The following is a 3,972-nucleotide window of genomic DNA, read 5'->3' on the forward strand; positions in this document are numbered from 1 at the left end:
TCCTCTGTGTCGCCGGAGCACCTTGCGCTATAGAAGCAACATGGCTTTGGATCTGATCGCATGACGTTATCTCTTCGCTTCCTGGCTCTGGGCGTGCTGCTCATGGCCGCCGTGCCGCAACTGGGTCTTGCTCAGACGCCGAGGTCGCAGCCGCAATCCCGGCAGCAGCCAAGCGCGGCGCAACCTCCCGCCGCACAGGCAGCACCAACCGCGCAGGCACCAGCCCAGCAGCCGGGCGGCGCCCAGGCGGCCAGCGCCGCGCCGCCAGCCGCCGAAACACCCGCCGAGCAAGGTTGGTTGGGCAGCTTCAACCGCACCCTCTACGCCTTCAACCGTGAGGTCCGCGGGCATGTCAACGCCATCGGCGAGCGCCTGCCCAGCCTGGGGACGCTGAACCCCGAAATCCGGGAAGGTGCCTCCAACCTTCTCACCACCTGGCTGGCCGAGCCTTGGCAGGCGCTGTCCCTGGTCGTCGCCGGCCGCCCGGCCGATGCCTGGACGGTGCTGGACCGCGTCGCCGTCAATATCACCCAGGGCAGCGCCGGCCTGCGCGACCTTGCAACCGAGCGGCGCATGCCAACTGCCCCATATGCCGATATGGGCCTCGCCCTCTGCGCCCGCGGCGTGCCCGAAGGCCCTTATGTGGTGCTGCCGGTCATCGGCGGAAGAACGCTGCGTGACGGGCTTTCGGACATCATCGTCGCCAATGCGCTGATTTATGCCTCCCTCGTTCCCTTCACCGGCCCCACCCCGCCACTCGAAGTTTTCATCGCAGTGGAGTTGCTGGACAGTATCCCAGCCTGGATTCTGGCAGAGCGGATGGGCCGGGCCGAGAATGTGGATCAGGCCAGGATGAATTTTGACGATGCACGGCGCGCCTATCTGGCTGCACGCCGCAGCGCCTGTGACAAGTTGCGCGCCGCACCCTGACAGCAAGGCCATCGCGGCCCAACAACCCTGCCGGTGCAAGCCGGTCTTATCGCAACAGGGCCATATCGCCGCCCTGTTTTCGCCGTAAGCTTCGGGCATTAAGCTCCATATCAAAGGAGGTCCACCTCATGCGATCCCTGCTCCGCTTTTCCGCTGCTGCCCTGATGGGGCTCGGCTTCATTGCCCTGGCGCCGGTTCAGGCCGAGGCCCAGGGCTATAAGCCGCAATATATCTATCAGCCCGAGACTTACCGCTATGTGCCGCCGCCAGCGCCGGTCTATTACCCGCCACGCTATTATGCGCCGCCGGTCTATGTGCCGCCGCCGGTCTATTACGCGCCCCGGCCGCGCTATTATGGCGGCTATCACGGCGGGTATCGCCATGGCCATGGCCGCCGCTGGTAAGCGAATCGAGGATGGCGGCGCTGCCGCCCATCATCTGGGCTTTGCAGATCTGACCTGAGGCCTTTCTACCGCACGCACAGGCTCGGATGTCACTCTCCCCGGCTCCGGGCTGCAAAGCCTGACATGCTTTTGTGAAGTCAGCCCCTTTTCATGTGTACCCTCATCCTGCTCCATCGCCCCGCCGCCGCCTGGCCCGTCCTCATCGCCGCCAATCGCGATGAGCGGCTGGACCGCGAATGGGACCCACCCGCCGCCCATTGGCCCGGCCTGATCGGCGGGCGGGACCGGCTGGGTGGCGGCAGTTGGATGGCGGTGAACCATCATGGGGTGATGGCCGCCGTGCTCAACCGGGTGGGCAGCCTGGGGCCAGAGCCCGGCAAGCGCTCCCGCGGCGAATTGCCCCTACTCGCACTCCAGGCGGCCTCGGCAGCCGAGGCCGCCGCCCGCATCGCCGGCTGGGATGCCGCCCAATGGCGCCCCTTCAACCTCGTCCTGGCCGACCGCCATGGCGGCCATTATGCCGAAGGGCTGGGCGAGGGCAGCCCGCGCGTCACCACCCTGCCCCCCGGTCTGTCCATGGTCACCGCCTATCCGCCCAATGATACCGCAAGCCCGCGCACCGCGCGGCATCTGCCCCGCTGGCGTGCGGCACCGGCGCCCGACTCGCCCGATGATTGGGGCGCCTGGCCCGCCCTGCTGGCCGATTCCGATGGGGAGGCCGCCCAGGCGCTCAACGTGCCGCCGCGCCATGGCTTTGGCACCGTCTCGGCCTCATTGCTGGCGCTGGGGGGGGAGACACGCTGGGATTTCGCCGCCGGCCCGCCACACCAGGCGCCCTTCCGGCCGGTGCCAGCGCTCAGTGGCCCTCCCTCTCCCCCGCTGCTATAGGCAGCGGAGGAATTCGAGGACGACGCGCATGGCACGCAGGCGCCAGCTTTACGAAGGCAAGGCGAAGATTTTGTTCGAGGGGCCCGAGCCCGGCACCCTTGTGCAATATTTCAAAGATGATGCCACCGCCTTCAATGCCCAAAAAAAGGGCACCATCACCGGCAAGGGCGTGCTGAACAACCGCATCAGCGAGTATTTCATGCTCCGCCTGGGCGAAATCGGCGTGCCCACCCATTTCATCCGCCGGCTGAACATGCGTGAACAGCTGATCCGCGAGGTGGAGATCATCCCGCTCGAAGTCGTGGTGCGCAATGTCGCCGCCGGCAGCCTGGCCACGCGGCTCGGCATCCAGGAAGGCACCCGCCTGCCCCGTTCGATCATCGAATACTACTACAAGAACGACGCGCTGCAGGACCCGATGGTGAGCGAGGAGCACATCACCGCCTTCGGCTGGGCCGGCACCGCCGATATTGATGACATCGTCCAACTCACCCTGCGGGTGAATGACTTCCTCACCGGCCTGCTGCTGGGCGTCGGCATCACCTTGGTCGATTTCAAGCTGGAATTCGGCCGGCTTTACGAAAATGACGAGATGCGCATCGTCCTCGCCGATGAGATCAGCCCGGATAATTGCCGCCTATGGGACAGCAAAACCGGCGAGAAAATGGACAAGGACCGCTTCCGCAGGGATCTCGGCCGGGTCGAGGAAGGCTATCAGGAGGTCGCACGACGGCTGGGGATTCTCCCCGAGGCGGGCGTGCGCGATTTAAAAGGTCCGGAGACGGTGCAGTGAAAATCAAGGTAACCGTCATGCCCAAGCCGGGCGTGCTTGACCCCCAGGGCCGCGCCATTCAGCAGGCGCTGGGCTCACTCGGCTTTGCCGGGGTTCAGGAGGTGCGCGCGGGCAAAGTCCTGCTGCTCGATCTGGCAGAGACAGACCCCGCCGCCGCCCGCGCCACCGCCGAGGCCATGGCGCGGCAATTGCTGGCCAATACCGTCATCGAGAGCTTCTCGGTGGAACTGGTGTGAAGGCACTCTCCTTACGCGTCTTCATCTGGCTGTCGGTGGGGTTGACGGCGCTGCGCATGGCCAGCGCCATCGCCTATCTGCTCTTCGGGCCAGCCCTCGATGTCGCACCGCAACACGTCACCACCCAGATCTTCTTCGTGCTCAGTAAAGCCTTTCTTGGCGGGCTTTTCTGGCCGGTTTCCCTGGCGCTGGCTGGGTTTTCCAATCCGCTGGGCTGGCTCTTCTACCCCTGGTGGGCGTGAGCCATGGTCAAGGCCTCACTGCTGCTCATGGCGCTGCTGACAGTGCTCGCCGCCATGGGCCTGCGCTGGCGTGAGGGCAAAGGCGGCCCGCCGGCCCAGATGAACTGGGTCGAGAAGCAAAAGCGCAACGCCAATCGCTGGGTGACCGCCGCCGCTATCGCGGCGCTGGTTACCATCCTGCTGCTGGGTGGGCTGCAATGGTTGCGGGTCTGGCAGGGCTGATGCCACACTTCTTGCCAGAGGTGGGATATGCAACCCAGCGCCGGCATTTTGCTGTTCTTCCCCGTCATTCCGGCAGCCGTGCTGGGTGGCATCCTGCTTGGCATGGCCGCTGCCGCCCTTCCGCTGATGTGGATCGCCTATTGGCTGCTACCGCCGGCTTGGATGCGCGACCTCCCGCCCCGCACCATCTTCCTGGCCTGCATGCTGGTGGCCCCCATTGTGCTGCTATCGGCGGTGATGGGCGCAGCCTTGATGGA

8 protein-coding genes are annotated in these 3,972 nt (G+C 65.7%); all 8 read left to right on the forward strand.

Annotated elements, in window-relative coordinates:
• The first annotated feature begins 60 nt into the window (after window positions 1-60).
• Complete coding sequence (locus tag ABWP84_RS18195; RefSeq protein WP_353213440.1) at window positions 61-930, forward strand: MlaA family lipoprotein; 870 nt, start codon at window positions 61-63, stop codon at window positions 928-930.
• A gap of 128 nt (window positions 931-1,058) precedes the next feature.
• Window positions 1,059-1,334 carry a hypothetical protein gene (locus tag ABWP84_RS18200; protein WP_353213441.1) on the forward strand — a complete coding sequence of 92 codons (276 nt, stop codon included), beginning with the start codon at window positions 1,059-1,061 and terminating at the stop codon, window positions 1,332-1,334.
• A gap of 150 nt (window positions 1,335-1,484) precedes the next feature.
• Entirely contained in the window at window positions 1,485-2,222 is a 738-nt protein-coding gene (locus tag ABWP84_RS18205; protein WP_353213442.1) for an NRDE family protein, read from the forward strand.
• Window positions 2,223-2,250: 28 nt separating this feature from the next.
• Window positions 2,251-3,015 carry a phosphoribosylaminoimidazolesuccinocarboxamide synthase gene (gene purC, locus ABWP84_RS18210; protein ID WP_353213443.1) on the forward strand — a complete coding sequence of 255 codons (765 nt, stop codon included), beginning with the start codon at window positions 2,251-2,253 and terminating at the stop codon, window positions 3,013-3,015.
• Window positions 3,012-3,251 (forward strand): phosphoribosylformylglycinamidine synthase subunit PurS, encoded by a 240-nt coding sequence (gene purS / locus ABWP84_RS18215; protein WP_353213444.1) that lies wholly within the window; start codon window positions 3,012-3,014, stop codon window positions 3,249-3,251. Before purC ends, purS begins: the two co-directional genes overlap by 4 nt.
• Window positions 3,248-3,493 carry a hypothetical protein gene (locus tag ABWP84_RS18220; protein WP_353213445.1) on the forward strand — a complete coding sequence of 82 codons (246 nt, stop codon included), beginning with the start codon at window positions 3,248-3,250 and terminating at the stop codon, window positions 3,491-3,493. The genes purS and ABWP84_RS18220 overlap by 4 nt, the downstream gene beginning before the upstream one ends.
• A gap of 3 nt (window positions 3,494-3,496) precedes the next feature.
• The gene (locus ABWP84_RS18225; RefSeq protein ID WP_353213446.1) at window positions 3,497-3,715 is read left to right on the forward strand and encodes a hypothetical protein; all 219 of its coding nucleotides are present in this window, start codon (window positions 3,497-3,499) and stop codon (window positions 3,713-3,715) included.
• Window positions 3,716-3,742: 27 nt separating this feature from the next.
• Window positions 3,743-3,972, forward strand: a 230-nt coding sequence (locus ABWP84_RS18230) for a hypothetical protein (RefSeq protein ID WP_353213447.1), incomplete at its 3' end; no start/stop codon positions are given.

This window comes from Rhodovarius sp. (assembly GCF_040399605.1).
Classification (GTDB): Bacteria; Pseudomonadota; Alphaproteobacteria; order Acetobacterales; family Acetobacteraceae; genus Rhodovarius; species Rhodovarius crocodyli_A.